General features: G+C 67.3%; 20 protein-coding genes. 12 read left to right on the forward strand and 8 right to left on the reverse strand.

Features of this window, described 5'->3' with window-relative positions; all coding sequences use genetic code 11:
- The first annotated feature begins 88 nt into the window (after positions 1–88).
- The 4 genes from C7I84_RS26415 (at position 89) to C7I84_RS26430 (ending at position 4400) form a co-directional block, all read left to right on the forward strand.
- A complete protein-coding gene (locus C7I84_RS26415) occupies positions 89–964 on the forward strand; it encodes an acyl-CoA thioesterase (protein WP_106775211.1) in 876 nt (291 codons plus the stop codon).
- 221 nt (positions 965–1185) lie between these two features.
- Positions 1186–1524, forward strand: coding sequence for a P-II family nitrogen regulator (locus tag C7I84_RS26420; RefSeq protein ID WP_106775212.1), 339 nt, complete (start codon positions 1186–1188; stop codon positions 1522–1524).
- Between the two features lie 29 nt (positions 1525–1553).
- Positions 1554–2933, forward strand: a complete 1380-nt coding sequence (locus tag C7I84_RS26425) for an ammonium transporter (RefSeq protein ID WP_106775213.1) — start codon at positions 1554–1556, stop codon at positions 2931–2933.
- A 291-nt stretch (positions 2934–3224) separates the two neighbouring features.
- On the forward strand, positions 3225–4400 hold the full coding sequence (locus C7I84_RS26430) for an MFS transporter (protein ID WP_106775214.1): 1176 nt from the start codon (positions 3225–3227) through the stop codon (positions 4398–4400).
- 58 nt (positions 4401–4458) lie between these two features.
- Here the strand turns inward: C7I84_RS26430 and C7I84_RS26435 are convergent, their stop codons facing one another.
- The 5 genes from C7I84_RS26435 to C7I84_RS26455 all read right to left on the reverse strand — a co-directional run bounded on the left by C7I84_RS26435 (position 4459) and on the right by C7I84_RS26455 (position 12092).
- A complete protein-coding gene (locus C7I84_RS26435; protein WP_106775215.1) occupies positions 4459–4617 on the reverse strand; it encodes a DUF3309 family protein in 159 nt (52 codons plus the stop codon).
- A 147-nt stretch (positions 4618–4764) separates the two neighbouring features.
- The gene (locus tag C7I84_RS26440) at positions 4765–7929 is read right to left on the reverse strand and encodes an efflux RND transporter permease subunit (protein ID WP_106775216.1); all 3165 of its coding nucleotides are present in this window, start codon (positions 7927–7929) and stop codon (positions 4765–4767) included.
- A 27-nt stretch (positions 7930–7956) separates the two neighbouring features.
- Positions 7957–9087: an efflux RND transporter periplasmic adaptor subunit gene (locus C7I84_RS26445; protein ID WP_106775238.1), complete on the reverse strand. Its 1131-nt coding sequence runs from the start codon at positions 9085–9087 to the stop codon at positions 7957–7959.
- A 264-nt stretch (positions 9088–9351) separates the two neighbouring features.
- Positions 9352–11628, reverse strand: a complete 2277-nt coding sequence (locus C7I84_RS26450; protein WP_106775217.1) for a xanthine dehydrogenase family protein molybdopterin-binding subunit — start codon at positions 11626–11628, stop codon at positions 9352–9354.
- A 2-nt stretch (positions 11629–11630) separates the two neighbouring features.
- Positions 11631–12092: a (2Fe-2S)-binding protein gene (locus tag C7I84_RS26455; RefSeq protein WP_106775218.1), complete on the reverse strand. Its 462-nt coding sequence runs from the start codon at positions 12090–12092 to the stop codon at positions 11631–11633.
- Between the two features lie 73 nt (positions 12093–12165).
- Here C7I84_RS26455 and C7I84_RS26460 point away from each other — a divergent pair, with 73 nt between their 5' ends.
- Positions 12166–12792 carry a TetR/AcrR family transcriptional regulator gene (locus tag C7I84_RS26460; RefSeq protein ID WP_106775219.1) on the forward strand — a complete coding sequence of 209 codons (627 nt, stop codon included), beginning with the start codon at positions 12166–12168 and terminating at the stop codon, positions 12790–12792.
- 259 nt (positions 12793–13051) lie between these two features.
- On the opposite strand, the gene C7I84_RS26465 is transcribed toward C7I84_RS26460, so the two are convergent.
- Both C7I84_RS26465 and C7I84_RS26470 read right to left on the reverse strand, forming a co-directional pair.
- Positions 13052–14179: a patatin-like phospholipase family protein gene (locus C7I84_RS26465; RefSeq protein ID WP_106775220.1), complete on the reverse strand. Its 1128-nt coding sequence runs from the start codon at positions 14177–14179 to the stop codon at positions 13052–13054.
- Between the two features lie 292 nt (positions 14180–14471).
- On the reverse strand, positions 14472–15266 hold the full coding sequence (locus tag C7I84_RS26470; RefSeq protein ID WP_106775221.1) for a 3-hydroxybutyrate dehydrogenase: 795 nt from the start codon (positions 15264–15266) through the stop codon (positions 14472–14474).
- 220 nt (positions 15267–15486) lie between these two features.
- Here C7I84_RS26470 and C7I84_RS26475 point away from each other — a divergent pair, with 220 nt between their 5' ends.
- Positions 15487–17115 (forward strand): MFS transporter, encoded by a 1629-nt coding sequence (locus tag C7I84_RS26475; protein WP_280954237.1) that lies wholly within the window; start codon positions 15487–15489, stop codon positions 17113–17115.
- Between the two features lie 15 nt (positions 17116–17130).
- On the opposite strand, the gene C7I84_RS26480 is transcribed toward C7I84_RS26475, so the two are convergent.
- Complete coding sequence (locus C7I84_RS26480) at positions 17131–18048, reverse strand: LysR family transcriptional regulator (RefSeq protein WP_106775223.1); 918 nt, start codon at positions 18046–18048, stop codon at positions 17131–17133.
- Between the two features lie 297 nt (positions 18049–18345).
- Here C7I84_RS26480 and C7I84_RS26485 point away from each other — a divergent pair, with 297 nt between their 5' ends.
- From C7I84_RS26485 to C7I84_RS26510, 6 genes are all read left to right on the forward strand, one after another.
- Positions 18346–19209 carry an SDR family NAD(P)-dependent oxidoreductase gene (locus C7I84_RS26485; protein ID WP_165816234.1) on the forward strand — a complete coding sequence of 288 codons (864 nt, stop codon included), beginning with the start codon at positions 18346–18348 and terminating at the stop codon, positions 19207–19209.
- Positions 19210–19386: 177 nt separating this feature from the next.
- Entirely contained in the window at positions 19387–19992 is a 606-nt protein-coding gene (locus tag C7I84_RS26490; protein WP_106775225.1) for a methyltransferase family protein, read from the forward strand.
- A gap of 147 nt (positions 19993–20139) precedes the next feature.
- Entirely contained in the window at positions 20140–20535 is a 396-nt protein-coding gene (locus C7I84_RS26495) for an AGROH133_08824 family phage infection protein (protein ID WP_106775226.1), read from the forward strand.
- A 229-nt stretch (positions 20536–20764) separates the two neighbouring features.
- Positions 20765–21325, forward strand: a complete 561-nt coding sequence (locus C7I84_RS26500; protein WP_106775227.1) for a F0F1 ATP synthase subunit delta — start codon at positions 20765–20767, stop codon at positions 21323–21325.
- Positions 21325–22854, forward strand: coding sequence for a F0F1 ATP synthase subunit alpha (atpA, locus tag C7I84_RS26505; RefSeq protein WP_106775228.1), 1530 nt, complete (start codon positions 21325–21327; stop codon positions 22852–22854). The genes C7I84_RS26500 and atpA overlap by 1 nt, the downstream gene beginning before the upstream one ends.
- Before the next feature lie 24 nt (positions 22855–22878).
- Entirely contained in the window at positions 22879–23757 is an 879-nt protein-coding gene (locus C7I84_RS26510; protein ID WP_106775229.1) for a F0F1 ATP synthase subunit gamma, read from the forward strand.
- The last annotated feature ends 10 nt before the right edge of the window (positions 23758–23767 follow it).

A 23767-nucleotide genomic window follows, 5' to 3' on the forward strand; every position in this document is an offset into this window, starting at 1 on the left:
GGTCCTTTCCCGATCGCCGCCCTGCTTGACTTGCCCGCCGTTTGTTGTTGCAACCCGACTGTCATTATTCCGTTCCGGAGACCGTCCGATGTCGGCCGCCATGCAGGAGCTCCTCTCCATTCTCGACCTGGAGGAGATCGAACACAATCTCTATCGTGGTCGCAGCCCCAAGGAGAGCTGGCAGCGCGTGTTCGGCGGCCAGACCATCGCCCAGGCCCTGGTGGCGGCGCAGCGCACTGTCACGCCCGAAAGGCATGTCCACTCGCTGCACGGCTATTTCATGCGGCCGGGCGACACGTCCGCGCCGGTGGTCTACGAGGTCGACCGCATCCGCGACGGCGGCTCCTTCACCACGCGGCGCGTCGTGGCGATCCAGCATGGCCATGCCATCTTCTCGCTCGAAGCCTCGTTCCAGCTTGCCGAAGAGGGCCTCGACCACCAGATCGCCATGCCCGCCGACGTACCGGCGCCCGAGACGCTGATGACGCCGGCCGAGATCCTGCGCGACTTCGGCGAGGCGGTGCCCGAGGGCATCCGCCGCTACTGGTCGCGCGAGCGGCCGCTCGACATCCGCCCGGTCATCCTCGAGCACTACACCAGCCGCGAGAAGCTGGCCCCGGTGCAGCATGTGTGGATCCGCACCACCGGTCCGGTGCCGGACAACCGGGCGCTGCGGGCGGTGGTGCTCGCCTATCTCTCCGACATGACGCTGCTCGACACCTCGACATTCGCGCATGGCCGCGCCGTGTTCGACCGCGACATCCAGGCAGCCAGCCTCGACCATGCCATGTGGTTCCATCGCGACGTGCGGCTGGACGGCTGGCTGCTCTATACGCAGGACAGCCCGTCGGCGGGCGGATCGCGCGGCTTCACGCGCGGCGCGCTCTACTCTCCGGACGGCATGCTGATTGCTTCGGTGGCACAGGAAGGCCTCATCCGCCTGCGAATGCCGTCTAAAATCTAGGCAAAATTCAAAATTTGAATAGTTTTTAGGCAGACACAATGCTGCCGCAATCCCGTTCCCGCCTCGGCCCGGGTGGTGTTTTCCAGTATTTCCAATGTGTTAACCCTGTGCTCGCGCAATTGGCACGGAGCTTGAATTGCCCTTTGCACTCAACGGCTGTCCGCGGGGCAACCGGCCGAGGCACGCAACGCGGGGGTCCCGCAAGCAGAGGGTGAAACCTTATGAAAATCGTGATGGCAATCATCAAGCCATTCAAGCTCGACGAGGTGCGCGAGGCGCTCACCGCCGTCGGGATCCAGGGCCTGACCGTCACCGAAGTCAAAGGCTACGGGCGTCAAAAGGGACATACGGAAATCTATCGCGGCGCCGAATACGCGGTGAGCTTCCTGCCGAAGATCAAGATCGAGGTCGCGGTCGGCTCCGACATGGTCGACAAGGCCGTAGAAGCCATCACCTCGGCCGCCAAGACCGGCCAGATCGGCGACGGCAAGGTCTTCGTCTACTCGATCGACCAGGCCGTGCGTATCCGCACCGGCGAGACCGACACCGACGCACTGTGAAGCACGCCACCAGTTTTATGGAGACATCAATGGACCTCTTGAAAAGAATCGCGCCGGTGGCGCGCACGGCCCTGGCGAGCGCGGTCGCGCTCGGGGCTCTCGGCACGCTTGCCGCCTTCGCCCAGGAGGCGGCGCCCGCGGCCGCCGATGCAGCCGCGGCCGCGCCGGCCGCCGTCACGGACAAGGGCGACGTGGCGTGGATGCTGGTATCGAGCCTGCTCGTGCTGTTCATGCTGCTGCCCGGCCTCGGCCTGTTCTACGGCGGCCTGGTGCGCGCCAAGAACATGCTGTCGGTGCTGATGCAGTGCACCACCATCTGCGCAGTGGTGATCATCGTGTGGGTGGTGTGGGGCTATTCCTTCGCCTTCGGCGGCGGCACCAGCCCGTACTGGGGCGGACTCGGCAAGCTGTTCCTGTCCGGCGTCAACCTGGAGACGACCGCCGCCACCTTCACCGACGGCGTCGTCTTGCCTGAATACGTCTTCATCGTCTTCCAGATGACCTTCGCCTGCATCACGCCGGCGCTGATCATCGGCGCCTTCGCCGAGCGCATCAAGTTCTCGGCGGTCGTGCTGTTCACCATCCTGTGGGTGTCGTTCGTCTACTTCCCGATCGCCCACATGGTGTGGGACGCCAGCGGCCTGATCTTCAACTGGGGCGCTCTCGACTTCGCCGGCGGCACCGTCGTCCACATCAATGCCGGCATCGCCGCGCTGGTCGGCTCGCTGATCATCGGCAAGCGCGCCGGCTACGGCAAGGACAACATGGCGCCGCATTCGATGACGCTGACCATGGTCGGCGCCTCCATGCTGTGGGTCGGCTGGTTCGGCTTCAACGCCGGCTCCAACCTCGAGGCCAATGCCGGCGCCGCTCTGGCGATGATCAACACGTTCACCGCGACCGCCGGCGCGATCCTGGCGTGGGTGGTGATCGAAAGCCTCGCCCGCGGCAAGGCCTCGATGCTCGGCGCGGTGTCGGGCATGATCGCCGGCCTGGTGGCGGTCACCCCGGCCGCCGGCATTGTCGGCCCGGTCGGCGCCATCGTGCTCGGCGCCATCGCCAGCGCCATCTGCTACTATTTCGTGGCGGTGGTGAAGATCAAGCTCGGCTACGACGACTCGCTCGACGTGTTCGGCATCCACGGCATCGGCGGCATCGTCGGCGCCATCGGCACGGGCATCTTCGCCTCCTCCTCGCTGGGCGGCATCGGCTATGCCGAGGGCGTCAGCATGGGCGGCCAGGTGTGGACGCAGATCCTGGCCGTGGTGGTCACCATCGTCTGGTGCGGCGTCATCTCGGCGATCCTCTACAAGGTGGTCGACGCCATCGTCGGCCTGCGCCCGGCCGAAGAAGCCGAGCGCCAGGGCCTCGACCTCACCTCGCATGGCGAGGTCGCCTACCACTCGTAAGCCAATCAGGCGCGGCTCCGGCCGCGCCGCATCCTCCCGTCGGGCGGCATGTCGCCGCCTGCCTTTGACCCGGCTCCGGCCGGGTCTTTTTTTTTTGGCATCGGGATGACCCGCGCGCCTCGCGGAGGCAGTCGTTGCCCGGGCAGGCCCGCTCCGCGGTTGCCGTCTCGCTCCTTTCCACAGCCGATGCGTGGCCCAACGCTTTCTTCCGCGCAGTCCGGAGCCGGCTGCTTGACTTGATCTTGAATCGATTTAATTTCCGGCGACTTTCAATTGGCGGAAAGGCGCGGCATGGACGCTTCCAACACCACCCGGACCGGCCGGCGCGCCCGCTGGGCGGTGGCAGGCATGTTCCTGATGAACGGCTTCCTGACCGGAAGCTGGGCGCCGCAGATTCCGGTGTTCCTGGAACGCCTCGGCATCAGCGAGTTCACGCTCGGCCTGCTCATCCTGCTGTTCGGGCTCGGCGCGGTCACCGCCATGCCGTGGTCGGGCTACCTGATGGCACGGCACGGCTCGCGCAAGGTCTTGCTGGGCTTCGCCATCGTGGCGGCGTTCAGCCTGCTCGCCGTGGCGCTTGCGCCCAACGTGGCGCTGGCGGCGGTGGCGCTGTTCCTGTTCGGCGGGCTGATCGGCGGCATGGACGTCGCCATGAACGCCAATGCGGTGGTGGTCGAGCGCCACATGTCGCGCGCCATCATGTCGTCGTCGCACGCCTTCTGGAGCCTCGGCGGCTTCTTCGGCGGCGGCGCCGGCGGCCTGATCATCCAGAGCTACGGCCATGTGACGCATGCGATCGGGGTGACGGTCGTGGCCATCGCCATCCTCGCCGTGGCGGCGCGCAGCGTGATCGCCGACAAGCCGCATGCCGAGCACCATCACCGCAAGTTCGTGCTGCCGAAGTCGCCGACCGTCTATCTGATCGGACTGATGGCGCTGTTCTCCATGATCCCGGAGGGGGCGGTGCTGGACTGGGGGGCGCTCTATCTGCAGAAGGAACGGGGCACCGACCTCGCCACCGCCGGCTTCGCCTTCGGCCTGTTCGCCGGCGCCATGGCGTTGATGCGCTTCCTCGGCGACGGCGTGCGCAACCGCTTCGGCGCGGTGGCCACGCTGCGCGTCTCCAGCCTGATCGCCGCCGCCGGCATGCTGGTCGCCGGCCTCGCCACGCCGCCCTGGCTGGTCATCGCCGCCTTCGCGGTCGCCGGCATCGGCATCGCCAACGTCGTGCCGATCATCTTCTCGGCCGGCGGCAACCAGCCGGGCATGGCGTCGTCGACCGGCATGAGCATCGTCACCACGATGGGCTATTCCGGCATCCTGCTGGCGCCGTCGGCGATCGGCTTCGTGGCCGAGCGCACCGGCTTCTCGCCGATCTTCGTGGTGCTGTCGGGCCTGCTGGTGGTGGTGTGCCTGATGGGCAATCTCGTCCGCACGGCGGATTTCGATCATGGAAAGAGCGAATAGCGAATAGGGAATAGTGCAGGGATTTTTCGCTATTCGCTATTCCCTATTCGCTCTTTTCTCATACTCGTCCCATCAGAACCAGGATCAGCAGGATCACCAGGATGACGCCGACGATTCCCGAGGGCCCGTAGCCCCAGGAACGGGAATACGGCCATGTCGGAATGGCACCCAGCAGGATCAGGATGAGGATGATGATCAGGATGGTCGTCAGGGTCATTGCTGCCCTCCGCTAAACGGCTGAATGCTATGACAATGCTTTGCCGACCCGCGGGTTCCACCGCAGGTCGGCGCAGGAAACATCGACAACCAGGAATTCGACGAGCCGGCACGCGGCCGGCCCGCTCGGGCTTGCTCGCCGCGGCCGCTATTCGGCCGCCTTGGGAAAGGCGGTGGCGGCCGGCACGGGTGTCTGCTCCGCAGCCTTCGCGGCCTTCCGGTCACGGCCGAACAGCCGCCGGAAGAACGCGTAGACCTTGCTGTCCTTGCTGCGCGTGAACACCATCAGCATCGACGGGGTGACGATCAGCGTCAGCACCGTGGCGAAAGACAGGCCGAAGACGATCGCCGACGACAGCGCGATCCACCATTGCGTCGACGGCGCGTTGATCGTCGTCTCCTGGTGGAAGATCTCGAGGCCGAGGCCGAAGGCGATCGGCAGCACGCCGAGGATGGCCGAGGCGGCCGTCAGCACGACGGGCCGGGCACGCTCGCGGCAGGTCTGCAGCACCGCCTCCTCCTTCTCCCAGCCTTCCTCGCGCAGCCGGTCATAGGTGTCGATCAGCACGATGTTGTTGTTCACCACGACGCCGGCAAGCGCGATGAAGCCGATGCCGGACATGACGATGACGAAAGTCTGGCCGGTGAGCAGCATGCCGAGCAGCGCGCCGACGATCGCCATCACCACGCAGGTCAGCACCAGCACGACGCTGGTGAACTTGTTGAACTGCGCCAGGAGCACGATGAAGATCAGGAACATCGCCGCGCCGAAGGCATTGATGAGGAAGGCGCCGGCCTCGGCGCTGTCCTCGTTGGAGCCGGCCAGCTTCCAGTCGACGCCGGGCTTGGCCATGTCGCCGACCACCTTGCTCACCGCCGCCTGCACCTCCGCCACCTGGAAACCGCTGGCGACATTGGCCTGGATGGTGATGGTGCGCTTGCCGTCGATGCGGTTGAGGATGCCGACGGTGAGCTCCGGCTTGCGGGTGACGAAGTTGGAGATCGGCACCGAGCCCTGCGCGGTCTCGATGCGCAAATCGTCCAGCGCCGACAGGGTGCGGCGATCCTCGGGCAGGCGCAGGCGGATGTCGACGGCGTCGTCCGCCCCCGGCGGCCGGTAGTCGGTCAGCTTCAGGCCGGTGGTGACGAGTTGCACCACCGTGCCGACCGCCACCGGCGAGACGCCGTACTGCGCCGCCTTGGAGCGGTCGATCTGCAGCGCCCAGTCGACGCCGGGCGGCGGCAGGCCGTCGGACAGGTCGATGACGCCGGGCACGTTCCTGACCGCGGCGGCGACCTGCCTTGCATAGTCGTTCAAGCCCGTCGGGTCGGTCGCCGAGAGCTGCACCTGGATCGCCTTCCCGGTCGGCGGGCCCGCATCCGGCACGCGCACCTCGACGTCGACGCCGGGGATGCCGGCCATGGCAACGCGCAAATCGTCCAGAATCTGGTGCGCCGACTTGCGCTCGCGCCAGTCGATGAACTCGTAGTTGATGACGCCGACCACGTCCTCGGGGATGTCCTCGCCGCCGCGCGTCTTGCCGACCTTGGTCAGCACCGACTTGATGCCCGGCCAGCCCAGCATGCGCTGCTCGGCGACGCGGGTCGCCGCGTCCATCTCCTCGAGCGAGAGGTTGCCGCGCGCATGCACGTAGAGCAGGCCGTAATCGGGCTCCACCTGCGGGAAGAACTCGACGCCCTTGCCGTACAGCCCATACGCGTACATGCCGCCGCCGAGCAGCAGGACGGTCAGCACGAGCGCCGTGATCGGCCAGTGCACGGCGGTCTTGACCACCGCCATGTAGACGCCGTCGCGGCGTTCGTGCTCCTCGTGCAGCGGCGCCTTGCCGATCATGGCGCCGATCGCCGGCGCGAAGATCAGCGCATAGGCCATCGACGCGGCCAGCGTGACGATCAGCGTGATCGGCAGGTATTTCATGAAGTCGCCGACGACGCCGGGCCAAAACAGCAGCGGCGAGAAGGCGGCGATGCGCGTCAGCGTCGCGGCGATCACCGGGCCCGCCATGCGCTTGGCCGCCTCCTCGAAGGCCTGCGCCCTGTGCATGCCTTCCGACATGCGCCGCTCGGCATATTCGGTGACGATGATGGCGTCGTCGACCAGCATGCCGACCGCCAGGATCAGGCTGAACAGCACGATCATGTTGATCGTGTAGCCCATCAGCGCGAGCAGCAGGATGCCCATCAGGAAGGACGACGGGATGGCCAGCCCGATCAGCATCGAGGCGCGTCCGGACAGCGCGTAGAGGATGACGACGAAGACCAGGATGACCGCGATCAGCACGTGGTTCTGCAGGTCGTTGAGCAGCTGGTTGACGAAGACCGACTTGTCCTGGGTGTAGGACACCTTGAGGTCGGGCAGCGTCTTCTGGCTCTGGGCCACGAATTCCTCGGCGACCTTCTTGGAGCCCTCGATGGTCTCGACCACATTGGCGCCGATGCGCTTCTTCACGGCGATGGTGATGGCGCTCTTGCCGTCGATGCGGGCGATGGTCTCGGCGTCCTCGAAGGTCGAGCGTACGGTGGCGACGTCGCGCACGCGCACCACCGCGTCCTGCCCGGCGACGACCGGAAGGTTGGCGACGTCCTGCGGCGTCTCGATCAGCGCCGGCACCTTGACGGCATATTTGCCTTCCGAACCCTCGATGGCGCCGGCCGCGACCAGGCTGTTGGACTGTCCGATGCCCTGGATGAGCTGGTCGAGCTGCAGCCCGTAGGAGGAGAGGCGCATCGGATCGATGATGGCTTCGACCAGCTCGTCGCGCGAGCCCTGGATCTCGCCCTCCAGCACGCCCGGCACCTCCTCGATGCGGTCGCGCAGGGTCTTTGCGGCCGCGGTCAGCAGGCGTTCGGGGATGTCGCCGGACAGCGTGACGAACACCACCGGGAATTCGGAGAGGTTGACCTCGTTGACGGTCGGCTCCTCGACGCCGGTCGGCAAATCGCGCTTGGCGTCCTGCACCTTGTTGCGCGTGTCGATCAGCGCATCGCCAAGGTCGACCGACGGATCGAACTCGACGATGACGTTGGCGCCGCCCTGGTAGGCGTTGGACTTCATCTCCTTGAGCCCCTTGAGGCTCTTCAGCTGCGATTCGACCGGCCGCAGCAGCAGGCGCTCGGCGTCCTCCGGCGAGATGCCCTGGTAGACCAGGCTGACATACATGATGGGTATGGCAACGTCCGGCTCGGCCTCCTTCGGCACCGACTGGTAGGCCAGCGCCCCGGCGATCACCAGGAACAGCAGCACCGAAAGGGTCAGCCGCGCATTGCGTATGGCAAGCTTGACGATGTCCATGACGTTCTCGTCCCTGCCGTCCCGGCGCTAGTTGATGTCGGCGTCGGCGCCGGCCAGTCTCTTGATGGTCGCCTCGTCGGCCTGCACCGCCTTGACCTGCACGCCTTCGGCGACGAGGTCCTGGCCTGCGACGATGACGCGGGCGTCGGCCGGGATGCCCGCGAGAATGAGGCCGTTCGGCGTGTCGTCGACGATGTCGATCGGGAAGAACACGACCTTGTCCTGCCCATCGACGGCGCGGATGCCGATGTCGCCGGCATCGGAGAGCGTCACCACCGAGCGGGGCAATACCACCGCGTCCGTCGGCTCCCCGCGCAATACGATCTCGGCGGTCATGCCGGCCGGCAGCGTCTTGTCCTCGTTGGGGATCGCCACCTCGATGCGGAAAGTGCGCGTGGCCGAGGTCGCGTCGCGGCTGATGTAGCGCAGCGTGCCGTCGACGGTGGTCCCGTCGACCAGCCGGATATCCGCCGTGCTGCCGACGCGGATGTATTTCAGGTCGCGCTCGCTGACCTCGCCGATGGCGAGCAGCGGGTCGAGGTTGATCAGCGTCGCCACTTCCGCTCCGGCGAGGATGGCGCTGCCACGTTGCACGGGCACGCGGTCGATGAGGCCGTTGAAGGGCGCGTAGATCTCGTAATTGGCAAGCTCGGCCTTGGCGTTTTCGAGCTGCGACTTGGCTGTGGCAAGTGCCGCGCGCGCCTGGTCGGCCTGCAGCTTGGGCGCGTTGCCGCCCTTGACCAGCCGCTCGGCGGCGTCGGCCTCGGCCTGGCGCTGCGTCACCACGCTCTCGGCCATGCGGATCTGCGCCTCCTTGTCCGCGGCTCCGAGCCGCATCACCAGCTCGCCGCGCTCGACGCGCTCGCCCTGCTTCACCGGCAGCTGCTCGATGACGCCCATGACGCGGGTGGCGAGGATGACGCGCTTCTCGGCGTCCGTGCGTCCCGAGACGCGGATGGCGCGGGCATGCTGGACGCGCGGCGGCGTCAGCACGGCGACCGTGCGCAGCGGCGCGGCGGGCTCTTCGGCCGCGGCCTGCTTCGCTTCGGCTTCCTCGGCGGCGCTGCCGACCGACGAGAACTTGCCGGTTCCCATCCATGCGGCGAAGGCGATCAGCACGACGACCGCCGCCAGCTTGTGGAATCTAAACTTCGACATCATAGCTTCCGTTTGCCGATCCAGCCCCGCAGTCGCAGCACCGCATATGGGTACGCATGGCCGCACTTACACGCCCGGTCGGAGGCCACCGGGAAAGCGCCGGACACGTACAACATCTAGCTCTCACCCAAAAGTGAGAATTTTTTATCAACCGATCAAGACGAGCCTGCAGAATTCAACCTTGCGCCCATGAGCACCCTCTGCGCAGCGCATTGCCGCAAGGTTGCATCATGGCAGCAGCCGTCAGCAATATTATTGCATGGCTCACGCAAAGGTCACTTCCTTGGCCAGCGGCAGGGCCCGGATGCGCTTTCCCGTCAGCGCGAACACGGCGTTGGCGAGCGCCGGCGCGGCCGGCGGCGTGCCGATCTCGCCGACGCCGCCCATCCTGTGGAAATTCTCCAGGATGGCGACCTCGAAGCGCGGGCATTGCGGCATGCGCATGGCGTCGAAGTCATGGAAGTTCGACTGTTCGACCATGCCGTCGGCAAAGGTGATCTCCTGGCCCATCGCCGCGGACAGGCCGTAGATGGCGCCGGACACTAGCTGGGCCTCGATGATGCCGGGATCGAGCGCGGTGCCGACATCGGCGGCGATCCAGACGTTTTCGATGCGGATGCCGTCCGGCGTGTCGGCGACCTGCACGACCTCGGCGACCCAGCTGCCGAAGGACAGCGTGAAAGCGAAGCCTTTCGCCTTGCCGGCGGGCGGTGGCGTGCCCCAGCCGGACATCTCGGCGGCCTTCTCCACCACCTTCACGGCGGCGGGGAAGTCGGCCATCAGCCGCCTGCGCAGCTCGACCGGGTCGGTCTTGCCGGCGACCGCTATCTCGTCGAGAAAACCCTCGTGGAAAAACCCGTTGAACGAGCAGCCGACCGAGCGCCATGAGCCGACCGGCACCGTGACCGGTGCCGCGATGCCGGTCACCCGGTAGCTCGGGATCGTGTAGGGCTGGTTGCAGGCGCCGTCGACGATGGTCCTGTCGGACCCGGGCGCCGACATGGAGGGGAACAGCCGCCGCACGGTGCTGGCCATGATCGAGGGCGCGGAAATCTTCATGTCGAGCGCGACCGGCAGTCCGTCGTCGCCCAGCCGCGCCTGGAGCCGTCCCGCCGCGGCCGGCCGGTAGGCGTCGTGGCGCATGTCCTGCTCGCGCGTCCACACGACCTTGACCGGGCGGCCGTCTGCCTCCCTGGCCATCAGCGCCGCGCAGAGGGAAAAGTCGACCTCGATGCGCCGGCCGAAACCGCCGCCGAGCGACGGCGTGTGCACGGTGACCTTGTCCGGCTCGATGCCGAGCGCATCGGCGCACAGCCGGCGGGTGATGGTCGGCCCCTGGTTGCCGGCCCATAGGTCCAGCACGCCGTCCTTGAAGCGCGCCGTTGCGTTCATCGGCTCCATGGCTGCATGGGCGAGGTAGGGCACGGAATAATCGGCCTCGACGACTTTCTCGCGCGGCGCGTCGGCGAAGGCGGTGTCGACATTGCCGTCGTCGCGCATGACGAAACCGTCGGGCGAGGCGAGGCCGTCGCTCAGCACCTTGGCGATCGCCGCGCTGTCCGGCGGATATTCGGGCGCGTCCCACTCGGCCTCGATGGCCTCGGCCGCCTTGAACGCCGCCCAGGTGTTTTGGGCGATGATGCCAAAGCCGTGGCCGTAGTTCGTCGCCAGCGGCACGATCTTGACGACGCCCGGCATTTTCCCGGCCGCCGCGAGATCCACCTTGGTCGGAGCCGCCCAGAAACGCGGGCTGAGCTTGACTGTGCCGAACAGCATGTCCGGCAGCGTCACGTCGATGCCGAAGATCGGGGCGCCGGTGACCTTCGCCAGCATGTCGACGCGCTGCTGCGGCTTGCCGAGCAGCGTCCAGGCCGACCTGTCCTTGAGCGGCGGATCGGCCGGTGGCGACAGTTTCGCCGCGTCGAGCGCCACTTCGCCATAGGTCAGCGACCGGCCCGACGCCTCGTGCACGATGCTGCCGGCGGACGTCTTCAGGTCGCCGGCCGGCACCTTCAGCCGCGCCGCGGCGGCCGCGACCAGCATCGACCGGGCGGCGGCGCCGGCCTGCCGCATCTTGACGAAGCCGTCGCGGGTGGAGGACGACCCGCCCGTGCCCTGCAGGCCGAAGACCTTGCTGACGCGGCCCATGACGGAGCGCATGATCTCGGCGGTCGTGCTCTCGTCGTAGAAGGCGGACGCGCCGCCTTCCTCCAGCATGGCGGCATTGTAATAGGCCCAGGAGGCCGGCCCGTGCTCGACCGTCAGCGCCTCCAGCGGCACGTCGAGCTCCTCCGCCACCAGCGCGGCAAGCGTCGTCGAGATGCCCTGGCCCATTTCGGCGCGGGGTGCGATCACGGTGATGGTGTTGTCGGCCGCGATCTTGACGTAGGGATTGAAGGTCGCCTCGCCGTCGGCAAGGTCGCCTTCCAGCGGGTTGGAATAGGGCGTCGCGACGTACCAGTAGCCGAAGGCGGCGCCGCCGGCGACGGCGGCGGCGCCGAACAGGAGGGCGCGGCGGGTGATCTTTCCGAGACGGCTCATCCTCAGATCCCCGCCGTCTTGAGGGCGGCCGCCTTCTTGATGGCGGCGCGGATCCTCGGATAGGTGCCGCAGCGGCACAGATTGCCGGCCATCGCCTCGTCGATGTCGGCATCGCTCGGCTCGGCGACCTGGTCGAGCAGGGCGACCGCGCTCATGATCTGGCCGGCCTGGCAGTAGCCGCACTGCGCCACCTGCTCCTCCAGCCAGGCCTGCTGCACCGGGTGCAGCTTGCCGCCTTGCGCCAGCCCCTCGATGGTCAGCACCTCGCCGTCGACATCGCCGAGCGGCAGCGAGCAGGAGCGCACGGCGACGCCGCCGACATGCACGGTGCAGGCGCCGCACATGGCGATGCCGCAGCCGAATTTCGGCCCGGTCTTGCCGGCGATGTCGCGCAGCGCCCACAAGAGCGGCATGTCGGGATCGGCGTCGATCTCCATCGGTTTTCCATCGACGATCAGGCGCATTGGCAAATCCTCGTGCCGGCCTGTATGACAGGCGGAATTGACTCCTGAGAACAATCTGACAAAATTCGTCCAAATGTCAAGACAGCCTCGCCAAGCCGAGATTGCAACCTCCACCGGCGCTTCCGCCGACGAGGGCAAGCGAACCCGCATCCTCGAAGCGGCGATGAAGGTGTTCCTCGCCTACGGCTTCTCGCGCGCCACCATGGACGACATCGCCCAGGCGGCGGAGATGTCGCGGCCGGCGCTCTATCTCCTCTTCAAGAACAAGGCCGACATCTACCGTGCGCTCGCCGCGAAGCTGGTGCAAGAGTCGTTCGAGAAGGCGCGCCTGGCGCTCGAGGCCGAGGGCAGCCTCGGCGAGCGCATCTTTGCCGCGATCGACGCGTGCATGATCTCGGTGTTCTCCGAGATCGCCGCCTCGCCGCACGGCGCCGACATCCTCGACGCCAAGAGCAACCTGGCCGCCGACCTGCTGCTGTCGTGGAAGCGCGACCTTGCCGGCATCATGCGCGACGCGATCGAACAGGAGGTGCGGCGCAGCGGCGTCGACCTGTCGGCGCGCGACCTGTCCGCCGAGATGCTGGCGCAGTTCCTGCTCGACGGCATCGAGGGCATGAAGTCGCGCCTCACCGCGCCCGAGCAGCAGCGCAAGGCCCTGCGCGGCCTGGTGCGGATCGTCGAGGCGGCGCTTCAGGGGTAAGGCGCATCTTTGCATCGCTTGCGCTGCCCCTCGACGAGGACTTTCGCCGCCTCGTACCCCCACCCCTAACCCCTCCCCACAAGGGGGAGGGGGACTTGCGGCTGCCATGCCGCGTGAAACCGTCGAGGACTGACGCCTTGCGGTGATGCCAGCCAGTCCCCCTCCCCCTTGTGGGGAGGGGTTAGGGGTGGGGGTAAACTCAGATGCGATTGCCCTACCGGTAAGGGTGAGGGGCGGGATCGACGGTTCCAGTCCTGCGCTAACGCCGCCGCGCCGGGCCCGGCTTCGGGCGGTTGGCGAGGAAGGCGCGCACGCGGCTGCCCGGACCCGGCTTGCGGTCGACGGGCGGGCGCAGCACGAGGAAAGCCTCGAGGTCGACGGTCGGGCGCTCGCCGACCGCGTCGAAATGCTCCTCCAGCCAATCGCCGGCGGCGTTGCGGCCGAGGTCGCGCAGATATTCGAGGAAGGCCCATTCGGCGCTGACCTTCGAGGAGGCGGACAGTTCCCTGAACGCCTCGTCGGCGTCGATGCGGTGCAGGCGGATGTCGCGGTACTCATCCTTGGGCAGCCGCCCGGCGGCGATCAGTTCCTTGACGAAGGCGATCGCCCGGAATTCGCGCAGCAGCCCGGCGTTGAAGGTGATCTCGTCGATGCGGTTCTGGATCTCGTTGGCGCTGCGCGGCGTGCCCTCGCGCACGACAGGGTTGATCTGCACCAGCAGCACGTCCTCGGTCCTGTTGGCGTAGAAGAACGGGAAGATCGCCGGGTTGCCGCCATAGCCGCCGTCCCAGTAGGGCACGCCGTCGATCTCGACGGCGCGGAAGAGCTGCGGCAGGCAGGCCGAGGCCATCACCGCGTCGGCGGTGATCTCGTCGGGATTGAAGACGCGGATCTGGCCGGTCTCGACATTGGTGGCCGAGACGAAAACCTTGATCGCCCGGCAGGCGCGCACCCTGTCGAAATCGATCTCGGCCTCGACGACGTCGCGCAGCGGGTTGATGTCGAGCGGATTGACCAGATAGGGCGAGAACGCCCGGCTCATCATGTCGTACCAGTAGTAGCCCGGCGAGTTCTCCACCGACCAGTTGCCGAGCAGCATGTCCCAGGGCGTGCGCTGGATCGGGCTGAAGCGGCCGTTGCGCGCCACCGCCTTCCAGAAGTCGTGCAGTTTTTCGCGCGCACCTTCCGGTCCGCCGCGCATCCAGCCGTCGACCAGCGCCACGGCGTTCATGGCGCCGGCGCTGGTGCCGGAGACGGCGTCGAAGGAGAGCCGGCCGTCCTCCAGGAGCCGATCGAGCACGCCCCAGCTGAAGGCGCCGTGCGAGCCGCCGCCCTGCAGCGCGACGTTGATCGGCTTCTTCGCCGGGGTTTTGCCGTTGGCGGTCATGCTGCATCCTTGTTCACCAGCTGGCGCGGCGGCGCGGAGCGTTTTTTCCCCCCGTGAACGGCTGGGCAATCGCCTATGGAGTTACCCCCACCCCTAACCCCTCCCCTCAAGGGGGAGGGGGATCTTGCCGCAGTTGAGACAGCCATGAATCGATGACGATTTCGCTCGGCAATGGCGGCCGCAAAGTTCCCCTCCCCCTCGAGGGGGAGGGGTTAGGGGTGGGGGTAACCCGCCGGCCGACGCTTCCAGAACTTCCATATGCGATTGCCCTGCCGTGAAAGGAGAAGGGGCCTCACGCCGCCGTCCAGCCGCCGTCGACTGAGATGTGCGTGCCGTTGACCTGCGCGGCCGCCGGCGAGCACAGGAACGACACGGTGGCGGCGATCTGCTCGACCGTGACGAACTCCTTGGTCGGCTGCTTGTCGAGCATGACCTCGCGGATGACGGTCTCGCGGTCCATGTTGTGGGCCTTCATCTGGTCCGGGATCTGCGCCTCGACCAGCGGGGTCAGCACATAGCCGGGACACACCGCGTTGCAGGTGATGCCGTCGCGCGCCACCTCCAGCGCGATGGTCTTGGTCAGGCCCATGATGCCGTGCTTGGCCGACACATAGGCCGACTTGAACGGCGAGGCGACCAGCCCGTGCGCCGAGGCGATGTTGACGATGCGGCCGTGGCCGGCCTTCTTCATCAGCGGGATCGCCGCGGCCGCGGTGTGGAAGGCCGACGACAGGTTGATGGCGATGATCTGGTCCCATTTGGCGATCGGGAACTCCTCGACCGGCGCCACATGCTGGACGCCGGCATTGTTGACGAGGATGTCGACCGTGCCGAACGCCTCGGCCGCCTGCGCCACCAGCGCCCGGCACTGCTCGGGCTTCGACATGTCGGCCTGCACGTAGATCGCCTTGACGCCGTGCTCCCTGGCGAGGCCGTCGGCGATCGCGTGGTCCCCGGGGCTGTCGCTGAAGGAGTTCAGCACCAGGTTGCAGCCCTCGGCGGCGAACTGTCTTGCGATGGCGAGGCCGATGCCGGAGGTCGAGCCGGTGACGACGGCGGTCCGGGGAGGGGTCTGGGCGGCAGGCATGGAAGCGGTCCTTCTGTCCGGGATACTGCACTGCAACACATATTGCGCCGCACAAAAATTGCCAGTGCGGCGTGCTGCGCCATCTGCTTGCCCGGCGGTCAAGGGCGCAACGGTTAGGATCGCCCGACGTTCTGGGCCAGCGGGTTCCACGCCTAGCCTGAAGACGCTATGACATCATGACACGCCAACGCGCCGTCATCCACGAGGAGGAAAGCTGCCGGTGACCGAGCGACCATCGTCCCTGGCGCCCATGGGCTATCCGGTCTTCCGTGGCGTGTGGGCGGCGAGCCTGGCCTCCAATCTCGGTGGCCTCATCCAGGCGGTCGGCGCGGCCTGGCTGATGACCTCCATCTCCGGCTCGGCCGACATGGTGGCGCTGGTGCAGGCCTCGACCTCGCTGCCGATCATGATCTTCTCGCTGGCGTCGGGCGCCATCGCCGACAATTTCGACCGCCGCCGCGTCATGCTGATCGGGCAGGTGTTCATGCTGGTCGTGTCGCTGGGGCTGGCGGCCTGCACCTATGCCGGGGTGATCACGCCGTGGCTGCTGCTCGGCTTCACCTTCCTGATCGGCTGCGGCACGGCGCTCTACAACCCGTCCTGGCAGGCCTCCGTCGGCGAGATGGTGCCGCGCAGCGTGCTGCCGTCGGCGGTGGCGCTCAACAGCGTCAACTTCAACCTGTCGCGCAGCGTCGGGCCGGCGATCGGCGGCATCATCGTGGCGAGCTTCGGCGCGGCCGCCGCGTTCGCCGTCAATGCCCTCAGCTATCTGCCGCTGCTCTTCGCCATCGGCCGCTGGAAGCCGGCGGTCGCGGTGTCGACGCTGCCGCCCGAAACGCTCGGCTCGGCGATGACGGCGGGGCTGCGCTACGTCGCCATGTCTCCGCATATCGAAAAGGTGCTGCTGCGCGGCTTCGCTTTCGGCTTCACGGCGATCGTCGTGCTGTCGCTGCTGCCGCTCGCCTCGCGCGACCTGCCGGGCGGCGGGCCGCTGCTCTACGGCCTGATGCTCGGCTGCTACGGCATCGGCGCCATCGGTGGCGCCTTCCTCGGCGGCCGGGCGCGCGAAAGATGGTCGAACGAGACGGTGGCGCGCGCCGCCTTCATCGGCTTCGCCGTCTGCGCGGCGACCGTTGCGCTCAGCCCCAACGCCTGGATTGCGGGTCTCGGCATGGCGATCGGCGGCGTCTGCTGGGTGCTGGCGCTCGCCATGTTCAACGTCACGGTGCAATTGTCGACGCCGCGCTGGGTGCTCGGGCGGGCGCTGGCGCTCTACCAGACCGCCACCTTCGGCGGCATGGCGCTGGGAAGCTGGATCTGGGGCGTGGTCGCCGACCGCTACGGCATCGACGCGGCGCTGCTGTCGGCGGCCGTGCTGATGCTGGGCGGCGCGGCGATCGGGCTTTGGCTGGCGCTGCCGGCCAAGACGCCGGACAATCTCGACCCGCTCGGCCGCTGGCAGATGCCGCATGTCGCGCTCGACCTGCGCGGCCGCAGCGGCCCGGTGGCGGTGCTGATCGAATACATCATCCGCGAGGAGGACACGCGCGCCTTCCTCGAAGCCATGCATGAGCGCCGCCGCATCCGCCGGCGCGACGGCGCCCGCCAGTGGGAGCTGCTGCGCGACACTGAGAAGCCGGAGGTGTGGATCGAATCCTACCATGTGCCGACCTGGACCGATTACGTCCGCCACAACCAGCGGCGCACCCAGGCCGACGCCGGCGTCGCCGACCGCATCCAGGCGCTGCACAGCGGCACGGAGCCGCCGAGGGTGCACCGCATGGTGGTGCGTCCGACCGACTGGACGGAGCCCGGCCTGCAGACCCGGACGCCTGTGGATCTGGGATAAAGGCAAGGTGCGGCTTCACCGCCGGACGCCGGTCCGGCGCAGCACCTCGAGCGCCACGTCGATGAAGGCGCGCAGCTTCGGCTGTGTCTGGGCGCGGCTGGGAAAATACAGGAACAGGCCGGGAGACGTCGGTGAAAACCGCTCGAGCACCCGGACCAGGCGGCCGTCGCGCAGCTCGGCTTCCACGGTGATGTCAGCCGCATAGGCCAGTCCGAGGCCGGCGCGGGCGAAGGAGGCGAGCAGCGCCCCGTCATTGACGATGATGCCGCCGGGCGGATCGAAGGACTGGGCCCGGCCGTCGCGCTCGAACTCCCACCGGTACACCGTCCCGGAGGTCGGGAAGCGATAGCGGATCGCCTCGTGGCGGACCAGGTCCTCCGGCACGTGGGGATGTCCGTGCGTGGCAAGATAATCGGGGCTGGCGACGACCGACCAGGCGATGTCGCGGCTCAGCCTGACGGCGATCATGTCCTCGTCCACCAGTTCGCCGATGCGGATGCCGGCGTCGAAGCCGCGTGCGGGGAGATCGACGGCCGCGTCGTCGACCGAGACCTCGATGGCAACCCTCGGGTGACTGCGGCGCAGAGCGGGCACGACCGGCTCGACGACGAGCGGCACGGCGATGCGCGGCACCGTGATGCGCAACAGTCCGGCGGGCTCCCCAGCCATGTCGACCGTGTCGCTGATCGCGGCGGCGATCTCGGTTGCCGCCGGTCCGACCCGCGCCAGCAGCGCGGCTCCGGCTTCCGAGAGGCCGACATGCCGGGTCGTGCGCAGGAAAAGCGGCGTGCCGAGGCGTGCCTCCAAAACCTTCACCGCCTGGCTGACTGCCGCCGGCGAGACGCCGAGCCGGATCGCCGCTGCGGAAAAGCTGCCCTCCCGCGCGACGGCCAGAAACGAGGAGAGACCGGCAAAGGGATCGGTGGCGCTCATGGCAGCATTTTAAAGCCAGACTTAAAGGTTCGAAAAGCCAGAGCCGGTTTTTCCCGTCGCGGCGGCCGGCTACCGTCATGGTGCTTCAAGCAGGGCAATCGCATGTGAGTTTACCCCCACCCCTAACCCCTCCCTACAGGGGGGAGGGGAACTTTGCGGCCGCCATGCCGCGCGAAACCGTCGAGGATTGACGCCTTGCGGTGATGCCGGCCAGTCCCCCTCCCCCTTGTGGGGAGGGGTTGGGGGTGGGGGTAAGCTCATATGCGATTGCCCTTGCGTCTCAAGGGAGAAGGAAAGATGACCATGCTGGTTTCGTCGGACAAAGCGATATCGATCCCGCGCCGTGGTGTCCTGGCCGGCCTCGTGGCGGCCGGCGCGGCGGCGGGCACTGCGACGGCGGCTGCGCAACCGGCCGGCGCCCTCGCCGGCAAGGTCGCCATCGTCACGGGCGCCACCTCCGGCATCGGCGCCGCCACCGTCGCGGCCCTAGCTGCGGCCGGTGCAAAAGTCGCCTTCAACGGTCGGCGCGAGGCGCTCGGCGCCAAGGTGGAAGCGGAGGTGCGGGCCGCCGGCGGCGACGTCGTCTACCTCAGATCGGACGTGCGCGACGCGGCGCAGACGGAGCGGTTCGTCGGCGACGCCGTCGCACGTTTCGGCCGCCTCGACATCGCCTTCAACAATGCCGGCATCGACCTGCCGCCGGCCCGCATCGAGGACACCGCCGTCGACGGCTTCGACGACCAGATCGCGACCAACCTGCGTGGCGTCTTCCTGTCGATGAAGTACGAACTGCCGCATCTCGTCCGCTCGAAGGGCTCGATGATCAACATGGCCTCGATCGGCGGGCGGCATGCCCTGCCGAACATTTTGGCCTATGGCGCCTCCAAGGCCGCGGTGATCCACATGACGCGCTCGGCGGCGCAGGAGTATGGAAAGGACGTCCGCATCAACGCAATCGCGCCGGGCGCCATCGAGACGCCGATGCTGGAACGGGTCCGCCGGGACTGGAACGTCACCACCGAGCAGCTCATCGCGCCCTATCCCGCCGGCCGCGTCGGCACCCCGGCGGAGGTCGCGTCGCTCGTGCTGTTCCTGGCCAGCGACGCCAGCTCCTACGTCAGCGGCCACGTCATCGGCATAGACGGCGGCGATTTGCCTTAGCGTTTCCGGAGCGGCGGATCGGGGCCGCGGATTTGCCATTGCCGCCGCTGCGATGGCCACGCTTCTCCGTTCCGGTCCTGCGAAATGCGTTCGCGTTCCAGCAAGGCGATTGCTGCGCCGCAAAAAAGCTCCAAAGCCGGCTGATCAGCGAAAATCATCACCTGATCGGATGCCCGCATGCAGTACCAGCCCGCCAACCAGAGATTACGCATCAGGATTCTTCAGGCGGGAGTCCTGCTGCTTGCCGCGCCTCTCGCCACCATGCATCCCGCGTTCTCCGGCGACGGCAACGATACGCTCGAGCAGATCGGTGTGGCACTCGTTCTCATCTGCATCGCCGGCCGGATGTGGAGCATCCTCTACATCGGCTCGAAGAAGAACCGGGAGCTGGTGACGACCGGCCCCTACTCGATGACCCGCAACCCGCTCTACTTCTTTTCCACGATCGGCGCGATCGGCATCGGGGTGTTCGTCGGGTCGCTGGTGCTGACGCTGGTCCTTGGCCTCGCCGTCTATCTGGTGCTCGTCGCGACTGCCGGCAGGGAGGCGCGGCATCTCGAAGCGCTGTTCGGTGACCGATACCGCGAGTATGTACGGGAGACGCCGCTGTTCTGGCCCAAGCCCTCGATCTATCGCGAAGCCGGGGAAGTCGCCTTCTCGCCGGTTGCGCTCAGGCGCACCTTCCTCGACGGACTGCTCTTTCTCCTCGCCTTTCCGGCCATCGAGGCGATCGAGTACCTGAAGGATGCAGGCCTCGTGCCTATCCTGTTCCATCTGCTCTGAAACATCGCACCCGAGGCAGAGCCGTTGCTGAACAATCATCGTGCGGCTGACCTCCGGACCGCTGATAATTGGCCGACACCCCGTTTCCCTTTGCGACCCGCGCAACTACTATCCGCGCGGAATCAGATGCAGCCGCGAGGGGACGGGATGGAGCTGGGATTTCCGTGGCCGACGACCAACGGCGAGTGGCTGGCGTGGACGAGCGCCGCGGTCACCGTGCTGTTCGGCCTGCTGATGTTCTTCGCGCCGCGCATCGCCCTGCGCATCCTGCGCCTGCAGACCACCGAGGCCCATCCGGAGGCGGTGTCGCAGTCGCGCGCCACCATGGCCGGCTTCTATCTCGGCGTCGGCCTTTGCGCGCTGCTGCTCGCCCAGCCCTTCGTCTACATGACGCTCGGCCTGTCCTGGCTGTTCACCGCCTTCGGCCGCATCGTGTCGATGCTGTCGGACCGCGGCAATACGCTCTACAACTGGGTCTCGCTCATCGTCGAAGCGGTGCTGGCGGTGCTGCCGCTCGCCTTCGCCTTCGGCCTGGTGTCCTGAATCGCCGGCGCTTTTCCGCGGCTGCGACAATCTGTTCAAAAGCTTGTCCGGCAACGTGTTGCGGTCATCGTAGGCGTATGCTAGACGGCGGGCGGCTGTCGACCGGGGGGACGCGTCCTGCGCAGACCAGCCGACGACAAAATTGCAGCAAGGCCAAAGGTTTAGCCAGAGTCGCCCAGACTCGCGCCGATAATCCCGCGGCCTTTCAGACCAAGAGAAAAGACCGCCCGTGGCAAAGTCCAGCTCGCCAGTCTCAGGGGTTGCCGAACGCTACGCCGCTTCCTTGCATGATCTCGCCGCCGAGGCGAAGTCCGTCGACAAGGTGGAGGCCGATCTCGGCCGCTTCGAGGCGCTGCTGGCCGGCAGCGAGGATCTCGATCGGCTGATCAAGAGCCCGGTGTTCTCGGCCGACGACCAGTTCAAGGCGATCTCGGCGATCCTCGCCAAGGCGGGCATCACCGGCCTCGTCGGCAACTTCCTCAAGGTCGTCGCCAAAAACCGCCGCCTGTTCGCGGTGCCGTCGATGATCAAGGCGTTCCGCCGCATCGCCGCCGAGGCGCGCGGCGAGGTCGCCGCCGAGGTCACCTCGGCGCATGCGCTCACGGCGGCGCAGCAGACGGAACTCAAGGCGGCGCTCAAGGGCGTGGCCGGCAAGGACGTCGCCATTTCCGTGACGGTCGATCCGTCGCTGCTCGGCGGTCTCGTCGTCAGGCTCGGCTCGCGCCAGATCGACACGTCGCTCAGAACAAAACTCAATTCGCTCAAGCTTGCACTGAAAGAGGTCGGCTGATGGACATCCGCGCCGCGGAAATTTCCGCAATCCTTAAGGACCAGATCAAGAATTTCGGCAAGGAGGCCGAGGTCTCCGAGGTCGGTCAGGTTCTGTCGGTCGGCGACGGCATCGCCCGCGTCTACGGTCTCGACAACGTCCAGGCCGGCGAGATGGTCGAGTTCCCTGGCGGCATCCGCGGCATGGCGCTCAACCTCGAAGCCGACAATGTCGGCGTCGTCATCTTCGGCGCCGACCGCGACATCAAGGAAGGCGACACCGTCAAGCGCACCGGCGCCATCGTCGACGCGCCGGTCGGTCCGGCGCTGCTCGGCCGCGTCGTCGACGCGCTCGGCAACCCGATCGACGGCAAGGGTCCGATCAAGGCGACCGAGCGCCGCCGCGTCGACGTCAAGGCGCCCGGCATCATCCCCAGAAAGTCGGTGCACGAGCCGATGTCGACCGGCCTCAAGGCCATCGACGCGCTCATCCCGGTCGGCCGCGGCCAGCGCGAGCTGGTGATCGGCGACCGCCAGACCGGCAAGACCGCCATCATCCTCGACACCATCCTGAACCAGAAGGCGGTCCACCAGAGCGGCCCCGAGAGCGAGAAGCTCTACTGCGTCTACGTCGCCATCGGCCAGAAGCGCTCGACCGTCGCGCAGTTCGTGAAGGTGCTGGAAGAGCGCGGTGCCCTTGAATATTCGATCATCGTCGCCGCCACCGCTTCGGACCCGGCGCCGATGCAGTTCCTGGCGCCGTTCACCGCTTGCACCATGGGCGAGTATTTCCGCGACAACGGCCAGCATGCGCTGATCGGTTATGACGATCTTTCGAAGCAGGCCGTGGCCTACCGCCAGATGTCGCTGCTGCTGCGCCGCCCGCCGGGCCGCGAAGCCTATCCGGGCGACGTGTTCTACCTGCACTCGCGCCTGCTGGAGCGCGCCGCCAAGCTCAACGACGAGGAAGGCAACGGCTCGCTGACCGCGCTGCCGGTCATCGAGACGCAGGCCAACGACGTCTCGGCCTACATCCCGACCAACGTCATCTCGATCACCGACGGCCAGATCTTCCTCGAGACCAATCTGTTCTTCCAGGGCATCCGCCCCGCCGTGAACGTCGGCCTGTCGGTGTCGCGCGTCGGCTCGGCCGCCCAGGTCAAGGCGATGAAGCAGGTCGCCGGCTCGATCAAGGGCGAGCTCGCGCAGTATCGCGAGATGGCCGCGTTCGCGCAATTCGGCTCCGACCTCGACGCCGCCACGCAGCGCCTGCTCAACCGCGGCGCCCGCCTGACCGAGCTCCTGAAGCAGCCGCAGTTCTCGCCGCTGAAGACGGAAGAGCAGGTCGCGGTGATCTTCGCCGGCGTCAATGGCTATCTCGACAAGCTCGCGGTCGCCCAGGTCGGCAAGTTCGAGCAGGGCCTGCTCGCCCACATGCGCTCGGACGGCAAGGACGTGCTCGACGCCATCCGCAAGGAGAAGGCGCTGTCGGATGACCTGCGCGGCAGGCTGAAGGCGCAGATCGACGCCTTCGCCAAGACCTTCGCCTGAGACTGACGGGGACGGACGGGCGACATGCCTTCGCTAAAGGACCTACGCAACCGCATCGCCTCGGTTAAGGCGACGCAGAAGATCACCAAGGCGATGCAGATGGTCGCCGCGGCGAAGCTGCGCCGCGCCCAGGAAGCGGCGGAGGCGGCCCGGCCCTATTCGCAGCGCATGGCGGCGGTGCTGGCCAACATCACCCAGGCGGTGGGCGGCGGCGGCGATGCGCCGGCGCTGATGACCGGCACCGGCAAGGACGACGTGCACCTGCTCGTCGTCTGCACGGCCGAGCGCGGCCTGTGCGGCGGCTTCAACAGCCAGATCGCGCGTTTCGCCCGCGACCACATCCGCAAGCTGCTGGCGGCCGGCAAGCAGGTGAAGATCATCTGCGTCGGCAAGAAGGGTTTCGACATCCTGCGCCGCGACTACGGCAATCTGATCATCGATCGCGTCGACCTGCGCGAGGTCAAGACGCTGGGCTTCGGCAATGCCGACGCCATCGCCCGCAAGGTGATCCAGCTCTTCGACGAAGGCCAGTTCGACGTCGCGACGCTGTTCTATTCGCAGTTCAAGTCAGTGATCTCGCAGATCCCGACAGCGCAGCAGCTCATCCCCGCCGCCGTGGCCAGCGGCAATGGCGAGGGCGATGCCGGCGCTGTCTACGAATACGAGCCAGAGCCGGGCGAGATCCTCTCCGACCTGATCCCGCGCAACATCGCGGTGCAGATTTTTCGCGCGCTGCTGGAGAACGCGGCCGGCGAGATGGGCGCCAAGATGAGCGCGATGGACAGTGCCACGCGCAATGCCGGCGACATGATCAACAAATTGTCGATCACCTACAACCGTCAGCGCCAGGCGCAGATCACCAAGGAACTCATCGAGATCATCTCGGGCGCCGAGGCGCTCTAGCCGCGGCCGC

It is taken from the genome of Kumtagia ephedrae (assembly GCF_003012745.1).
Lineage (GTDB): Bacteria > Pseudomonadota > Alphaproteobacteria > Rhizobiales > Rhizobiaceae > Kumtagia > Kumtagia ephedrae.

Bases quoted from the DNA above. Each gene is read 5' to 3' on its own strand.
- atpA (WP_106775228.1), top strand. From the start codon at position 21,325: ATGGACATCCGCGCCGCGGAAATTTCCGCAATCCTTAAGGACCAGATC.
- C7I84_RS26480 (WP_106775223.1), bottom strand. From the start codon at position 18,048: ATGAGCGCCACCGATCCCTTTGCCGGTCTCTCCTCGTTTCTGGCCGTC.
- C7I84_RS26470 (WP_106775221.1), bottom strand. From the start codon at position 15,266: ATGCCTGCCGCCCAGACCCCTCCCCGGACCGCCGTCGTCACCGGCTCG.
- C7I84_RS26460 (WP_106775219.1), top strand. From the start codon at position 12,166: ATGTCAAGACAGCCTCGCCAAGCCGAGATTGCAACCTCCACCGGCGCT.
- C7I84_RS26420 (WP_106775212.1), top strand. From the start codon at position 1,186: ATGAAAATCGTGATGGCAATCATCAAGCCATTCAAGCTCGACGAGGTG.
- C7I84_RS26435 (WP_106775215.1), bottom strand. From the start codon at position 4,617: ATGACCCTGACGACCATCCTGATCATCATCCTCATCCTGATCCTGCTG.
- C7I84_RS26430 (WP_106775214.1), top strand. From the start codon at position 3,225: ATGGACGCTTCCAACACCACCCGGACCGGCCGGCGCGCCCGCTGGGCG.
- C7I84_RS26440 (WP_106775216.1), bottom strand. From the start codon at position 7,929: ATGGACATCGTCAAGCTTGCCATACGCAATGCGCGGCTGACCCTTTCG.
- C7I84_RS26445 (WP_106775238.1), bottom strand. From the start codon at position 9,087: ATGTCGAAGTTTAGATTCCACAAGCTGGCGGCGGTCGTCGTGCTGATC.
- C7I84_RS26490 (WP_106775225.1), top strand. From the start codon at position 19,387: ATGCAGTACCAGCCCGCCAACCAGAGATTACGCATCAGGATTCTTCAG.
- C7I84_RS26425 (WP_106775213.1), top strand. From the start codon at position 1,554: ATGGACCTCTTGAAAAGAATCGCGCCGGTGGCGCGCACGGCCCTGGCG.
- C7I84_RS26455 (WP_106775218.1), bottom strand. From the start codon at position 12,092: ATGCGCCTGATCGTCGATGGAAAACCGATGGAGATCGACGCCGATCCC.
- C7I84_RS26450 (WP_106775217.1), bottom strand. From the start codon at position 11,628: ATGAGCCGTCTCGGAAAGATCACCCGCCGCGCCCTCCTGTTCGGCGCC.
- C7I84_RS26485 (WP_165816234.1), top strand. From the start codon at position 18,346: ATGACCATGCTGGTTTCGTCGGACAAAGCGATATCGATCCCGCGCCGT.
- C7I84_RS26495 (WP_106775226.1), top strand. From the start codon at position 20,140: ATGGAGCTGGGATTTCCGTGGCCGACGACCAACGGCGAGTGGCTGGCG.
- C7I84_RS26415 (WP_106775211.1), top strand. From the start codon at position 89: ATGTCGGCCGCCATGCAGGAGCTCCTCTCCATTCTCGACCTGGAGGAG.
- C7I84_RS26465 (WP_106775220.1), bottom strand. From the start codon at position 14,179: ATGACCGCCAACGGCAAAACCCCGGCGAAGAAGCCGATCAACGTCGCG.
- C7I84_RS26510 (WP_106775229.1), top strand. From the start codon at position 22,879: ATGCCTTCGCTAAAGGACCTACGCAACCGCATCGCCTCGGTTAAGGCG.